This is a genomic window from Streptomyces sp. NPDC091280 (genome assembly GCF_044768565.1).
Taxonomy (GTDB): domain Bacteria; phylum Actinomycetota; class Actinomycetes; order Streptomycetales; family Streptomycetaceae; genus Streptomyces.
In genome coordinates, this window is sequence record NZ_JBIVUZ010000019.1 from 40,166 (window position 1) to 54,479 (window position 14,314).

Genomic DNA, 14,314 nt, shown 5'->3' on the forward strand with positions numbered 1-14,314 from the left:
CCCCGCCTCGTGCACGCGAGGCGGGGGCTTCGTGGTGAGCGGGGGCTTCGTCGTGCGCGGGTGCTAGTGCGCGGTGACGGACAGCTTGTGGTGGAAGACATCGCCCGGGTCCCACGCCGCCTTCACCTGGCGGAGCCTGGCGAGGTTGCCCTTGAAGTAGAGGGTGTCCCAGGGCACGCCGGAGGTGTTCCAGGCCGGGTCGGTGAGGTCGGTGTCGGGGTAGTTGATGTAGGAGCCGTCGTTGGTGTCGTTCGGCACCGGTACCCCGCCGGTGTCCGCGTAGAGGTCGCGGTAGAGGGCGCGCATCCAGGCCACGTGCCGGTCGTCCTGTGCCGGATCGGGCCAGTACGTCGTGAAGTTGGCCTTGAGGACCGAGTCCCGCTGGGCCAGCGCGGTGGCGGTGGACGGCACGGTGTTGACCTTGCCGCCGTAGGAGTAGAGCAGGATGCCGGCGTGTCCGTCGTAGGCGGCGTCGGAGAGACGGCCGTAGAGGATCGTGGCCTGTTCCGGGGACCAACCCCGGCGCAGATAGGCGCCCTTGGACTTCGTGCGGTTGTACAGCCCGGTGTCGTAGGGGTCCTTGAGGGTCGTCTTCAGCCAGGGCCAGGAGGAGCGGGTGTCCGTGTACGGGACTCCGATGCCGTCGGTGACGGCGGCGACGTAGGCGTCGAGAAGGGCTGTGGCGTCCGAACGGGTGCCGTCGATCTGGGTGTTGAGGACGACGCTGCCCTGGATCCGGTTGTAGAGGATCAGGACGCTGTGCAGGCTGTCGTAGGAGGAGCCGGCGACGCTGTTGCGGGTGTGCCAGGTGCCGTGGTTGGCGAGCAGCGTGGTGAACGCCGTCTCGGTGAGGTCGCTCCACTTGAGGGCGACGGTCGACTTCAGGAGTGTCTTCGGCGGTCTGGGCAGAAGGCCTGCGGGGTCGGTGCCGGTGGCGTCGGGGGTGCGGAACCAGTAGCGGGTGACGATGCCGAAGGTGCCTCCGCCGCCGCCCGTGTGGGCCCACCACAGGTCGCGGTGCGGGTCGTCGGCCTCGCGGGTGGCGACGACGGCGCGTGCGGTGCCGGAGGCGTCGACCACGACGACCTCCACGGCGTACAGGTGGTCGACGACCGCGCCGTACTGGCGGCACATCGCGCCGTAGCCGCCGCCGGTGACATGCCCGCCGACGCCGACCGTGGGGCAGGTTCCGCCGGGCAGGGACACGCCCCATTCCAGGTAGAGGGTGCGGTAGACATGGCCGAGGGTGGCGCCGCCCTCGACGAGGAAGGCGCGGCGGGCGGGGTCGTGGCGGACCGCGTCCATCTCCGACATGTCGACGAGGATCCGTACGTCCGGGTCGTCGACGAGTCCGTCGAGGCAGTGCCCGCCGCCGCGCACACCGATGCGGCTGCCCGCGTCGACCGCCTCCTGGACGACGGCCACGACCTGCGCGGTGGTGTGGACGAGGCGTATCGAGTCGGGGGCGGCGGTGAATCTGGCGTTGTAGCCACGGGCGGTGAGGTCGAGATAGCGGAGGTCCGAGGCGTCCACCGTGACGGCTGCGGGGGTGGTGCCCATGGCCGTGTTCTCGGCGGCCCGGGCGCGGGTGGGCAGGACGGCCGCGCCGATCCCCGCGGCGGTGGCGGTGCCGAGGAGTCCGCGCCGGGTGAGGCCGGCGGTCGGGCGCCGGTCGGGTGGTTGTCGCGTCATTGGTGTCTCCTTCGTCTACTGCTGGCAGGAGTTCGTGGTGAGGGGACGAAGAACTGCCGCCCAGGAGGCCGGGAGCCTTCTGGGCGGCAGGAGTTGAGGGGGTGTCAGACGACGTCGTGTCCGCTGACCGTGGTCTCCGGGATCTCGTCGCGGACGTCCCAGTGCTCGACGATGAGTCCGCCTTCGAGCCGGAAGATCTCCACCACCACCGAGCCCCGGTCGGTCGAGGTGGCGCGGAAGTGGGTGTGCACGAACACCAGGTCGCCCGAGCCCGCCGCGCGCTTGATGTCGAAGCGGGCGTCGGGCAGCTGCTTGCGGAAGCCCAGGATGAACTCGACCAGCGGCTCACGTCCGTCGGGGAGGTTCGGGTTGTGCTGGATCAGGTCCGCGGCCAGGTACTTGTCGGCCAGTTCGGTCCGCCCCTGGTTCCAGACGGTCTCCAGGTATTCGCTGACGAAGTGCACCTGGTGACTGCTCATGAGTTCTCCTTGACTGGCTGAGCTAACTGATGTGTACGGGTGAGGCGGGCCGCTCGGCGGACGCCGCCGCCGAGGCCTGCCGGACGGACAGCGCATGGGCGAGCGCGGCGAGGACGAGGACGCCCAGGGCCGCGGCCGGGATGGGGCCGGCGCCCACGCCGGGCAGCAGGGAGCTGCCGATGAAGCTGCCGAGGCTCATGCCGAGGTAGAGCGCGGCGGCGTTCAGGGCGAGGATCAACCCCGGTTGCAGGGGCACGAGTTCCACCAGCCGGGCCTGCTGCGGGGCCTGGTAGAGCTGGCTGAAGAAGGCCCAGAACGCGAAGCAGGCGAGCCCGGCGTGGGAGTGCGGGGCGACCAGCAACAGGGCGAATCCGGCGGCGAGTCCGAGGACGGCGACGCCCACGGTCCGCTCCCCGCCCAGGCGTTCGGCGATCCTCGGTGCCGTCGCGTTGCCCGCGACGCCGATGACGCCGAAGGCGAGCAGGGTCACGGAGATCAGGCCGGAGGAGGCGTCGAAGCGGTCCTTGAGGTAGGCCCCGGCGATGCCGTAGACGGTGAACTGGGCGGCCATGAACAGGAGGGTCGTCGAGACGGTGGCCACGGTGGCGGGGGTGCGCAGCGCGCCCCGGTAGGCGCGCAGGGTGGGCGGTTCGCCGGCCGGGATCTCGGGGACGCACACGAACACCGTCACGAAGGCGACGGCGGAGAGCGCGGCCACCCCGAGGAGGGCCGGGCGCCAGCCGAGGCTGCCGCCGAGGAAGGACGCCAGCGGCACCCCGAGCACGGCGGCGGCCGTCATGCCGCCGAAGACGGTGGCCAGCGCCCGCTGCCGTCGCTCCGGCGGCACGATGAGCGCGCCGGCCGCCGAGGCGCCGGGGCCGAAGACGGCGGCGCCCATCGCGGCGAGCACCCGGGTGACCGTCAGGAAGCCGTAGTTGGGGGCCACCGCGCCGAGGGCGGCGCCGACCGTGAGCAGCCCGATGCCGACGAGGAGGACCCGCTTGCGGTTCCACCGGCGCAGCAGGATGGGGGCGGTGGGCGCGCACACGGCGAAGGTCAGCGCGAAGACGGTGACGAGGATGCCCACCGAGGCGGGCTGGACGTGCAGGTCGTCCCCGATCGGACCGTTCAGGCCGACGACCGCCAGCGAGATCGTCCCCAGGCTGAAGTAGCCCAGTGACAGCGACAGCAAGGCGGGCACGGCGTTGCGGGACGGCATCACGCCACCTCCTCTTCTGGACGTTCCGAACGTTCCGAGGGGGAAAGGTGCATGCGGCGACCGTAGGAGCGCCGGTCAGGGCCTCGCGCGCGTCACGAGGAGGTCGCCGGTACTGCCCGAGGTCCGTGCCCGCACTGCGTCAGGTCGCGCCGAAGGACCGTGCGCGCAGCACCAGCGGCACGCTCCGGTCGGTGCTGATCAGCCAGTGCTCGACGCCGTTGACCAGCAGGAGCAGCAGGGTGGTGAGGGCCAGTACGGCGAGGGGCGGCACGAGCGGCGCGACGACGGCGGCGGCCAGTAGGACCAGTCCGCAGTAGAAGCGGGTGGCGGAGGCGGCGCCGAACATCCGGCGGCGCGTGTAGCAGAACGTCAGCAGGATCAGGGCGGCCCCGGCCGGCAGCAGTCCGGCGGCTCCGGAGTGCGGGGCCCGCAGCGGGTCGTGGACGGTGCGTACGGCGCCGACGGAGACCAGCAACAGGCCCGCGACCAGGGCGAGATGGCCGTAGCTGAGGACGTCTCGGACGACGACGGCGGGGGTGGGGTGGGTGCGCAGGGCGTGGGCGACGGCCGAGGCGGCGAGGTGGAAGTAGAGCCACCACAGGGCGCAGCCGATGAGGAAGGCGAGGGTGAGCGCGGTCAGGCTGACCGGGTCGAGCGGGCCCCTGGCGACTCCGGCGCCGACCGAGAAGATGTTCTCGCCGAGGGCGATGATGATGAACAGGCCGAAGCGTTCGGGGAGATGGTTGACGCCGAAGGCCAGTCGGCGCAGATGGCCGCTGAGCAGGACGGGTGCCACGAGTTCGGCGACGACCGCGACCGCCCAGCACACCGCGCGCCAGGGGGCGGGGAGGGTGGCGGCGGCGAACAGCACCAGGGCGAAGGCGAGTCCGGCGCGGTAGGGGTGGATGGTGTAGAGGGCGCACTCTCTGCGGATGGCCTCGCCGATGAGGAGGCGCAGGGCGAGGTAGCTGCCCGCGTACAGCAGGGCCTGTTCGCGGTCGACGAGCGCCTGGGGCGCGGCGACGGCCATGCCGTAGACGGCGAGTGCGGTCAGCAGGAGGAACACGCGTTGCAGGGTGGTCTCGTGGACGGCGTTCATCGCCATGACGACGTCCACCCAGGCCCACCAGAGCGGGACGAGCACGAGCAGGCACTGTCCCAGGACGGGCCAGGTGGGGTGTCCGGCGAGCAGGTGCGCGATCTGGCCCACGCCGAACGCGAGGACCAGGTCGAAGAAGAGCTCCGCCCAGGTGGCCCGGTCGCGCACCTGAACGGCCGGGAGGGTCGTTGTCGGGGTTGCGTCGGTCATCGTCGTATCGGCGCACGGGCGGGGGCACGTTGGGCGGGGAATGCGCGAAGGGGGCTCCTACTGCGGCGAGTCGGGCCGCTTGCTGCGGCAACTCCGTTACGTCAGGGGTTTGTTGGCCGTGACGGTCAGGCGGGGGCGCGGTCGAGCAGGGCGGTGACCTCTGCCCGGAAGGCGGCGCGGCGTTCCGCGGCCTCGTCGGGGCCGATGCGGGGTTCGTAGACGGCGGAGGGTGCCACGTCGGGCAGCGCGTCGGCGAGGGTCAGTCCGGGTTCGGCGCCGAGGCGGGCGAGCGCGCCGACGCCCAGGGCGGTCGCGTCGGGCAGCACGGACACTTCGACGGGGCGTTGCAGCAGGTCGGCCTGGGTCTGCATGAGGAGGGCGGAGCGGGTGAGGGCACCGTCGGCGCGCAGCACGTCCAGGGGTGTGCCGAGGGCGGTGGCGGCGGCTTCGGCGAGTTCGACGACCTGGGCGGCGAGCCCCTCGCACAGGGCGTGCACCAGGTGCCCGGCCGTGGTGTCGAGGCCGAGTCCGGTGAGGGAGCCGCGCAGGTCGGCGCGCCACCAGGGGGCGGTGAGTCCGGCGAGGGCGGGGACGAAGGTGACGCCTCCGGTGTCGGGGACGGTGCCGCCGACGCGGTCGAGGTCGGCGGGTCCGGTGATGACACCGAGGTCGGTGAGCCAGCGCACGGCGGACGCGGCCGTGTGCACCTGCCCGTCGAGGCAGTAGCCGGTCCGCCCGTCCAGCCGCCAGGTGACACAGCTGGCCAGCCCCGAGTCCCCGCGCCGGGGGGTGTCGCCGGTGTGCGCGAGCAGGAACGCGCCGGTCCCGTAGGTGCACTTGGCGGCGCCCGGTGCGGTGATCCGCTGGGCGAGCAGGGCCGCCTGCTGGTCCACGACGAGTCCGGTGAGCGGGATCTCGGCGCCGAACGCGGTGGTCGTGGCGATGGGCCGGGCGCAGTCGACGACTCCCGGGAGGCGTTCGTCGAGGAGTCCGTAGAGGTCGAGGGCGCGCGGCGACCAGACGGTCCGGTCCAGGTCAAGGAGTTGGGTACGGCCGGCGGTCGCCGCGTCGGTGACATGGGTGCCGGTGAGGCGGTGCACCAGCCAGGAGTCGCTGGTGGTGACCATGCCCTCGCGGGTGAGGTGGCGGCGGATCCAGGCCATCTTGGGCGCGGCGAGGTGCGGGGCCGGCGGCAGCCCGGTCAGTGCGCGCAACTCGTCCGCGTGCTCGGCGAGTTCGGCGCAAAGGTGCTCGGCGCGACGGTCCTGGCGCACCAGTGCGTCGGTGAGCGGCATCCCGGTGTCGGGGTCCCAGGCGAGCACGGTCTCGCCCTGGTTGGCGAGTCCCAGCGCCGTCACGGGTTCGTCGGCCTCGGCGAGCGCGCGGCGCCCGGCGACGATCACCGACTCGTACAGTTCCTCGGGGTCGGCCTCGACCAGGCCGCCCGGCAGCAGGCGGGTCGCCACCGAGACGAACCCGGTGCCGATCACGCCGCGTTCGGGACAGATCACGAGGGCCTTCGTACCGGATGTGCCCTGGTCGACGGCGAGTACCGGACCCGTCATACCACCCCTCCCGTAGATCAACGCCCGACAGCCTGCCGCCGCTGCGCACACCGCGTCAAGCATTTCTGATCTTCAGTCAACTCGTGGATATATCTAAGGAGTTGGGATGCAGCGGGCGGCGGCGGGCAGGCGGGAGTACGAGGCCGCGGCACGGATGCGGCAGGATGAGCGGTCGCGTCGGCGCACGGGCTCCCGCCCGGCCGGCGCGCTCGCACTACCGGCAATGCCCGTACTTCCAGCAGGTGACAACGTGACGACACTGCACATCCGGCCGTCCGCGGCGCTCTTCGCCGCAGTTTCCCCCTCCGGAGGTGACCGATGAACCGCACGCCGACCCTGGACGACTTCATGCTGGCCGGAATCGCCCTGGCCTCGGGCCTGTTGGCGGCCTTCCTGCTGCGCGTCCTGCTGCGCTGGCTCGGCAAGCACGCCGACCGCACCCGCTGGGGCGGCGACGACGTGATCGTCGACGCGCTGCGGACCGTGCTGCCGTGGTCGGCGATCGCCGGTGGCACGGCGGTCGCGGGGGCGGTGCTGCCGTTGACGCGGACCGTTCAGCACCAGGTGAACCAGACCCTTCAGGTACTGGTCATCCTGGCCGTGACGGTGTCGGCGGCCCGGGTGACAGCCGGTCTGGTCCGGGCGGTCGCCAACTCCCGTTCCGGCGTCGCCGGTTCGGCCACGATCTTCGTCAACATCACCCGGATACTGGTCCTGGCCATCGGCTTCCTGGTGATGCTCCAGACGCTCGGCATCTCGATAGCGCCGATGCTCACCGCCCTGGGCGTCGGCGGTCTCGCCGTCGCGCTCGCGCTCCAGGACACCCTCGCGAACCTCTTCGCGGGCATCCACATCCTCGCGTCGAAGACCGTGCAGCCCGGCGACTACATCCGGCTGAGCAGCGGCGAGGAGGGCTATGTCGAGGACATCAACTGGCGTCAGACGACGGTCAGGGCGCTCTCCAACAACCTCGTGGTGATCCCGAACGGCCAGCTCGCCAAGACGAACATGACCAACTTCATGCGTCCCGAGCAGCAGTTGACGATTCTCGTGCAGGTGGGCGTCGGCTACGACAGCGACCTGGACCACGTCGAGAAGGTGACCATGGAGGTCGTCGCCGAGGTCATGACCGACATCACCGGCGCGGTCCCGGAGCACGAACCGGCCATCCGCTTCCACACGTTCGGCGACTCCCGGATCGGCTGCACGGTGATCCTGGGCGTGGGCGAGTTCAGCGACCAGTTCCGCATCAAGCACGAGTTCATCAAGCGTCTGCACAAGCGGTACCGGGACGAGGGCATCCGCATCCCGGCGCCGACCCGGACCGTCGCGCTCCAGCAGGGGTCCCTCACCATTCCGCAGCAGCGGGTCCCCGAGGACGAGCCGGGCGGAGTCCCCTCCACCCGGCTCGACTGACCGATCGGGTCCGGCCGGACCGGCCTCGACGGGTCGACTCGCTCAGAGAGTCGCCGAGTTGTCGCGGGAGCGCCCGCCGGTCCGGCCCTGCGGGACGGTGAGCGACGTCTTCACCGGCGTCACCGTCCAGTCCGGGTGACCGGGCATGCGCGGCGTCGTCGTACCGTAGAGCCAGTCCCGCAGGAAGCCGGACAGGTCCTGGCCGGAGACCTTCGACGCGACGGCGATGTAGTCCTCCGTCGTCGCGGCCGAGTCGCGGTGGCGGGCGAGGAAGGCGCGCTCCACGGCGTGGAAGGTGTCCTCGCCGATCAACTCCCGCAAGGCGTACAGGACGAGGACACCGCCGAGGTAGCGCTGGCTGTCGAAGAGGTTGACCGCGTTGGGGGCGGCCACCGGTCCGGAGTCGTGGCGCCACTGGTCGCCGCGCGCGTAGGTGTCCTTCATCCGGGCCTCCATCGTGGTGAGGCCGAGGGAGTCGGGCCAGCCGCGCTCGTAGCGGTAGAGCAGCCCGTAGAAGTCGGCGTGGCCCTCGTTCAGCCACAGGTCGGCCCAGGTGGCGGGGCTGACGCTGTTGCCGAACCAGGAGTGGACCAGCTCGTGCATCATGTGCGAGCCGATCTTGTTCTCCGCCTGGAGCAGGAAGTTCGGCTTGTACAGGGTGAGGGTCTGGGTCTCAAGTCCCGTGAAGTCGAAGGCGTTCGGGTCGTCGGAGTTGCAGGGCAGCAGCCCGTACGTCTCGAACGGGAAGGCCCCCAGCCGCTGTTCCAGCCACTCCACCTGGCCCGGCGTCAGCGCGAGCGCCGGTTCCAGGGCGGCGGCGCGGGCGGTCGGGACGACGTCCCGCAGCCGCAGACCGTGCGGGCCGCGCCGTTCCCTGACGACGTAGTCGCCGACCGTGAGCTGCACCAGCTCGGTCGCCATCGGCGAGCGCGAGCGGTAGCCGAACGCGGTCCGGCCGTCGTCCAGCCGCTCGGCGCACACCAGTTGGCCGTTCGCGACCCCGCGCAGCCCGTCCGGGACGGTGATCCGGAAGGTGAAGTCGGCCTTGTCGCTGGGGTGGTCGTTGCAGGGGAAGACGGTGTGCGCCAGGTTCGGCTGGCCGCACACCGCGAAACCGTCGGGGGTGAGGACCCAGCCGCCGGTGGGCGCGGCGGCGCGGCTCGGGTCGACGGAGTACGCCACCCGGACGGTGACCCGGGCCCCGGCCGGGAGCGTCCGGGCGGGTGTGATCCGCAGCTTCTCGCCGGCCTGCGCGAACGCGGCGTCGCGGCCCTGGACGCGGACCTCGTGGATGTCGAGGCCGAGGGCGTCGAGGGAGAACCGGGTCAGGGCCTCGGTGGTGCGCAGTTCTATCGTGACGGTGCCGTCGACGAGCCTGGTGGTCGCGTCGTAGGCGAGGTCGAGGTCGTAGGAACGGACGCGGTAGCCGTCGTTGCCGAGGCCCGGGTACACCGGGTCGCCGAGGGTCTCGGCGCCCTCCTCGCCGTAGCCCCGTCCGTTCGTCGCTCCGGTGTTCCCCCGTCCGGCCGCGAAGGCCGGGGAACCCGTGGTCAGCGCTGCGGCCGTACCTATCAGGGCGGCCACCGGGGCCGTCACTCTGGTGCGATTTCTCATGATCCGCTCTCGCTAGGGCGGCCGGGTGGTCAGCTCCGGCCGTCGGTCAGTGAAGGTGATCCACCCTTTACTGACTTCCGGACCGGTCGGTCGGTTGCCCTTGATCGACGTACGGATGTTCGCGCGCTGCGGACGGACCGCTGTCGAGTGGGATCCCATCACGAGATATCTTGATGTCGAGCAATGTTGCAGACGTGGAGCGGAGCACCGGTGACTGACTCGACCATCATCTATACGCACACTGACGAGGCCCCGGCCCTGGCGACGTATTCCTTCCTGCCGGTGGTCCAGGCCTACGCCTCGCAGGCGGGCGTCGCCGTGGACACGCGGGACATCTCGCTGGCCGGGCGCATCATCGCGGTGTTCCCGGAGTACCTCACCGAGGACCAGCGGATCCCGGACGCCCTGCACGAGCTGGGCGAACTGGCGAAGACGCCCGAGGCCAACATCATCAAGCTGCCGAACATCTCGGCGTCCATCCCGCAGCTCAAGGCCGCCGTGGCCGAGCTCCAGGAGCAGGGCTACGCGCTGCCGAACTACCCGGACGACCCGAAGACCGACGAGGAGCGGGACATCCAGTCCCGCTACGACAAGGTCAAGGGCTCCGCCGTGAACCCGGTGCTGCGCGAGGGCAACTCCGACCGGCGCGCCCCCGCCTCGGTCAAGAACTACGCCAAGACCCACCCGCACCGCATGGGCGCCTGGTCGGCCGATTCCAAGACCAATGTCGCCACCATGGGCGAGAACGACTTCCGCTCCACCGAGAAGTCCGTGACGATCGCCGAGGCCGGCGCGCTGCGCATCGAGCTGGTCGCCGAGGACGGCACCACCGCCGTGCTGCGCGAGTCCGTGCCCGTCCAGAAGGACGAGGTCGTCGACGCCTCCGTGCTGCACGTGGCCGAGCTGCGCGAATTCCTCACCGCGCAGATCGCCCGCGCCAAGGCCGAGGACGTCCTCTTCTCGGTGCACCTCAAGGCCACGATGATGAAGGTCTCCGACCCGATCATCTTCGGCCACGTGGTCCGCGCCTTCTTCCCCAAGACCTTCGAGCAGTACGGCGCCACGCTCGCCGCGGCCGGTCTCTCCCCGAACGACGGTCTCGGCGGCATCCTCAAGGGCCTGGCCGCGCTGCCCGAGGGCGACGCGATCAAGGCGTCCTTCGACGCGGAGATCGCCGAGGGCCCCGCGCTCGCGATGGTCGACTCCGACAAGGGCATCACCAACCTGCACGTACCGTCCGACGTGATCGTCGACGCCTCGATGCCGGCCATGATCCGCACCTCCGGCCACATGTGGGGCCCGGACGGCGCGGAGGCGGACACCCTCGCGGTGCTCCCGGACTCCTCCTACTCGGGCGTCTACCAGGCCGTCCTCGACGACTGCCGCGCGCACGGCGCCTACGACCCCTCGACCATGGGCTCGGTGCCCAACGTCGGCCTGATGGCGCAGAAGGCCGAGGAGTACGGCTCCCACGACAAGACCTTCGAGGTCCCGGCCGCCGGTACGGTCCGCCTCGTCGACCAGGCGGGCACCACCGTCCTGGAGCAGTCGGTCGCCAAGGGTGACATCTTCCGCGCCTGCCAGACCAAGGACGCCCCGATCAAGGACTGGGTGAAGCTCGCGGTCACGCGTGCGCGTGCCACCGGCAGCCCGGCGGTGTTCTGGCTGGACGAGACCCGCGCGCACGACGCCCAGCTGATCAAGAAGGTCGAGGCGTACCTCCCGGAGCACGACACCGAGGGCCTGGACATCCGTGTCCTCGCCCCGGTCGAGGCCACCAAGCTGTCGGTGGAGCGCATCCGCCGCGGCGAGGACACCATCTCGGTGACCGGCAACGTGCTGCGCGACTACCTGACCGACCTCTTCCCCATCCTGGAGCTGGGCACCAGCGCCAAGATGCTGTCGGTCGTCCCGCTGATGGCGGGCGGCGGCCTCTTCGAGACGGGCGCCGGCGGCTCCGCGCCCAAGCACGTCCAGCAGCTGGTCAAGGAGGACTACCTGCGCTGGGACTCGCTCGGTGAGTTCTTCGCGCTGGTCCCCTCCCTTGAGCAGTACGCGACGTTCACCGGCAACGCCCGCGCCAAGGTCCTCGCCGACACCCTCGACCGCGCGACGGCGACCTTCCTCAACGAGGACAAGTCGCCGACCCGCCGTGTCGGCGGCATCGACAACCGCGGCAGCCACTTCTACCTCTCCCTGTACTGGGCGCAGGAGCTGGCCGCGCAGACCGACGACGCGGACCTCGCGAAGGCGTTCGCCCCGCTCGCCGAGACCCTCGCGGGCGCCGAGCAGACGATCGTCGAGGAGCTCGGCGCGGTGCAGGGCGGCCCGGCCGACATCGGCGGCTACTACCAGCCCGACCCGGCCAAGGCCGCGAAGGTCATGCGCCCGTCGACCACGTGGAACGAGGCCCTGGCCTCACTGAGCTGACCCGTCCCGTCCGCTCCATGCCCCCGCCCCGGCCGGATCACTCCCGGCCGGGGCGGTGCCATGAGCGCCCCCGTCGCCGCACCACCGCACCGCCGCACCACCGCAACTCACCAGTCCCGTACGGCGATCAGCTCCTCCACGTCCGCCTCGGCGAAGCCGTACGCCTGGGCCACGAACCAGAAGTCCTCGGCTATCTCCTCGCGCGCCACGGTCTCGATGTCGCTGCCGGCCGCCTCGAAGTCGTCCTGGAGGGCGTTGAACTCCTCGGTGGCGACCTCGGTGAGGGCGTACAGCGCGGGCAGGTCGGCGGGCCGCTCGGTCTCGATCCGCTCGCACAGCCGCAGCAGGATCGCCTTGCCGAGGTCCACCACGGGGTCGGGGTAGTAGGCGTCCCGGTACAGCCCGCGCAGGAACGCGTGATCGGTGATCGTCGATGCGGATACCTTGATCCTGCACCACGCCACTGACAACGCCCCGGGAGCCGCCCGTGACCCCCGCCTCCCCTTCCGTGCCGTCCTTCGAGCTGCTGCCCGGTGCCGCCGACTCGCCGGTGATCCTCCATGTCCCGCACTCCGCGCGGGAGATACCGGCCGACGTGCGCGCGGACATCGTGCTGGACGACGCGGCGCTGGCCCGCGAGCTGGACCACATCACCGACAGCCACACGGCCCGGATCGCCGAAGAGGCGGCACGCGCGTGTGCCCGTACGCCGTGGCGGTTCGTGAACCGGCTGTCCCGGCTCGTCGTCGACCCGGAGCGGTTCCCCGACGAGCGCGAGGAGATGCTCGCCGTGGGCATGGGCGCGGTCTACACCCGCACCACCCACCGTGCCGAGCTGCGGGCCGCCGACCACGACCCCGGGCCGCTGCTCGACCGCTGCTTCCGCCCGTACGCCCGTGCCATGACCGAGGCGGTCGCCGGCCGGCTGGCCGCGACCGGCCGTGCCGTCGTGCTCGACCTGCACTCCTACCCGACCGCCCCGCTCCCCTACGAACTGCACGGCACCGGACCCCGCCCGCCCGTCTGCCTCGGCACGGACGCCTTCCACACCCCGCCCACACTGCTGGCGGCGGCGCGCGAGGCGTTCGCGGGGTGCGGGGAGATCGGCGTCGACAGCCCCTTCATCGGCACCTACGTCCCGCTGGAGTTCTACGGCACGGAGCCGGCCGTGAGCGCGCTGATGGTGGAGCTGCGCCGGGACACGTACATGACCGAGCCCGGTGGCCCGCCCGACGGTGTCTCGGTCGCCCGGCTCGCCTCCGCGCTGGCGGCGCTCGTCGCCGCCGTGTCGGGCTGACCTCCGGCTGGAGCACTCCCGCAGGACAGGCGGGCGGGGCCGTACGAGGGTGGACGCATGACCGAGGAGACCACCACGCTGACCAGCCAGACCCCGCAGCCGCCCGTCCGGGACTGGCCCCCGATCGAGCTGACCGGGACCGACTTCGACCCGGTCCTCGCGGAGCTGATGCGCGAGGGCCCGCTGAACCGGATCCGGCTGCCGCATGGTGAGGGCTGGGCGTGGCTGGCCACCCGCTACGACGACGTGAAGATGATCACCAATGACCCGCGGTTCGGGCGGGCGGAGGTGACGACCCGTCAAGTCACGCGCATGGCACCGCACTTCAAGCCCCGCCCGGGATCCCTGGCGTTCGCCGACCAGCCGGACCACAACCGGCTGCGCAAGCCGGTCGCCGGGGCGTTCACGGTCGGCGCGATGAAGCGGCTGCGGCCCCGGGCGCAGGCGCTGCTCGACGCGCTGGTCGACGGGGTCGTGGCGGACGGGCCGCCCGCGGAGCTGATCGAGCGGGTCCTCGAACCGTTCCCGCTCGCGGTGGTCAGCGAGGTCATGGGCGTGCCCGAGGAGGACCGGGAGCAGGTGCACTCCTGGACCCGGCAGATCATCTCCACGTCCGGGGGCGTCGAGGCCGCCGACCGGGCCAAGAACGGGCTGTACGCGTGGATCACCGACACCATCCGGGCCCGGGCCGGCAGCGAGGGCACCGATGTGTACTCGCTGCTAGGCACCGCCGTGGCCCGGGGCGACATCAGCGAGCCGGAGGCGGTGGGGCTCGCCGGTCCGTTGCAGATCGGCGGGGAGGCGGTCACCCACAACTGCGGCCAGATGCTGTACCTGATGCTCACCCGCCCCGAGCTGCTGGAGCGCCTGCGGAGTCAACCGGAGTGCCGGGCAGCCGCGTTGGACGAACTCCTGCGCTTCATCCCGCACCGCTCGTCGGTCGGACTGGCCCGGATCGCGCTGGAGGACGTCGAGTTGCACGGGCAGCGGATCAGCGCGGGGGACCCGGTCTACGTCTCCTATCTCGCCGCCAACCGCGACCCGGACGTCTTCCCGGACCCGGACCGCATCGACGTCGACCGCGATCCCAACCCGCATCTGGCCCTGGGCAACGGCCCGCACTACTGCACGGGCGCGGTGCTGGCCCGGCTCCAGACCGAACTCCTCGTCGACACGCTGCTGGACCGGCTGCCCGGGCTCCGGCTCGCGGTGCCCGCCGAGGAGATCGTCTGGCGCCGCAGGACGATGATCCGGGGGCCGCAGACTCTGCCGGTGACCTGGTAGGCGGCCGGT

The 14,314-nt window shown here is 71.5% G+C and carries 11 protein-coding genes; 4 read left to right on the forward strand and 7 right to left on the reverse strand.

What is annotated here, in order from left to right; translation table 11 throughout:
- Positions 1 to 63: 63 nt before the first annotated feature.
- The 5 genes from ACIQPR_RS42710 to ACIQPR_RS42730 all read right to left on the reverse strand — a co-directional run bounded on the left by ACIQPR_RS42710 (position 64) and on the right by ACIQPR_RS42730 (position 6,264).
- Entirely contained in the window at positions 64 to 1,692 is a 1,629-nt protein-coding gene (locus tag ACIQPR_RS42710) for an FAD-binding oxidoreductase (RefSeq protein ID WP_403660849.1), read from the reverse strand.
- Between the two features lie 104 nt (positions 1,693 to 1,796).
- Positions 1,797 to 2,171, reverse strand: a complete 375-nt coding sequence (locus tag ACIQPR_RS42715; protein WP_403660853.1) for an ester cyclase — start codon at positions 2,169 to 2,171, stop codon at positions 1,797 to 1,799.
- A 22-nt stretch (positions 2,172 to 2,193) separates the two neighbouring features.
- A complete protein-coding gene (locus tag ACIQPR_RS42720; RefSeq protein WP_403660856.1) occupies positions 2,194 to 3,390 on the reverse strand; it encodes an MFS transporter in 1,197 nt (398 codons plus the stop codon).
- Between the two features lie 139 nt (positions 3,391 to 3,529).
- Positions 3,530 to 4,699: a low temperature requirement protein A gene (locus ACIQPR_RS42725; protein WP_403660859.1), complete on the reverse strand. Its 1,170-nt coding sequence runs from the start codon at positions 4,697 to 4,699 to the stop codon at positions 3,530 to 3,532.
- Positions 4,700 to 4,824: 125 nt separating this feature from the next.
- On the reverse strand, positions 4,825 to 6,264 hold the full coding sequence (locus tag ACIQPR_RS42730) for an FGGY family carbohydrate kinase (protein WP_403660862.1): 1,440 nt from the start codon (positions 6,262 to 6,264) through the stop codon (positions 4,825 to 4,827).
- Between the two features lie 318 nt (positions 6,265 to 6,582).
- Here ACIQPR_RS42730 and ACIQPR_RS42735 point away from each other — a divergent pair, with 318 nt between their 5' ends.
- Positions 6,583 to 7,680 (forward strand): mechanosensitive ion channel family protein, encoded by a 1,098-nt coding sequence (locus ACIQPR_RS42735; protein ID WP_403660865.1) that lies wholly within the window; start codon positions 6,583 to 6,585, stop codon positions 7,678 to 7,680.
- A gap of 42 nt (positions 7,681 to 7,722) precedes the next feature.
- Here the strand turns inward: ACIQPR_RS42735 and ACIQPR_RS42740 are convergent, their stop codons facing one another.
- Complete coding sequence (locus tag ACIQPR_RS42740) at positions 7,723 to 9,294, reverse strand: M1 family metallopeptidase (RefSeq protein WP_403660868.1); 1,572 nt, start codon at positions 9,292 to 9,294, stop codon at positions 7,723 to 7,725.
- A 210-nt stretch (positions 9,295 to 9,504) separates the two neighbouring features.
- Between ACIQPR_RS42740 and ACIQPR_RS42745 the strand changes: the two genes are divergently transcribed.
- Positions 9,505 to 11,724 carry an NADP-dependent isocitrate dehydrogenase gene (locus ACIQPR_RS42745; RefSeq protein ID WP_403660871.1) on the forward strand — a complete coding sequence of 740 codons (2,220 nt, stop codon included), beginning with the start codon at positions 9,505 to 9,507 and terminating at the stop codon, positions 11,722 to 11,724.
- A gap of 107 nt (positions 11,725 to 11,831) precedes the next feature.
- Here ACIQPR_RS42745 and ACIQPR_RS42750 read toward each other — a convergent pair whose 3' ends face one another.
- The gene (locus ACIQPR_RS42750) at positions 11,832 to 12,188 is read right to left on the reverse strand and encodes a DUF5713 family protein (protein WP_403660874.1); all 357 of its coding nucleotides are present in this window, start codon (positions 12,186 to 12,188) and stop codon (positions 11,832 to 11,834) included.
- 23 nt (positions 12,189 to 12,211) lie between these two features.
- Between ACIQPR_RS42750 and ACIQPR_RS42755 the strand changes: the two genes are divergently transcribed.
- Both ACIQPR_RS42755 and ACIQPR_RS42760 read left to right on the forward strand, forming a co-directional pair.
- Complete coding sequence (locus ACIQPR_RS42755; protein WP_403660877.1) at positions 12,212 to 13,021, forward strand: N-formylglutamate amidohydrolase; 810 nt, start codon at positions 12,212 to 12,214, stop codon at positions 13,019 to 13,021.
- A 57-nt stretch (positions 13,022 to 13,078) separates the two neighbouring features.
- Positions 13,079 to 14,305, forward strand: a complete 1,227-nt coding sequence (locus ACIQPR_RS42760) for a cytochrome P450 (RefSeq protein WP_403660880.1) — start codon at positions 13,079 to 13,081, stop codon at positions 14,303 to 14,305.
- Positions 14,306 to 14,314: the final 9 nt, after the last annotated feature.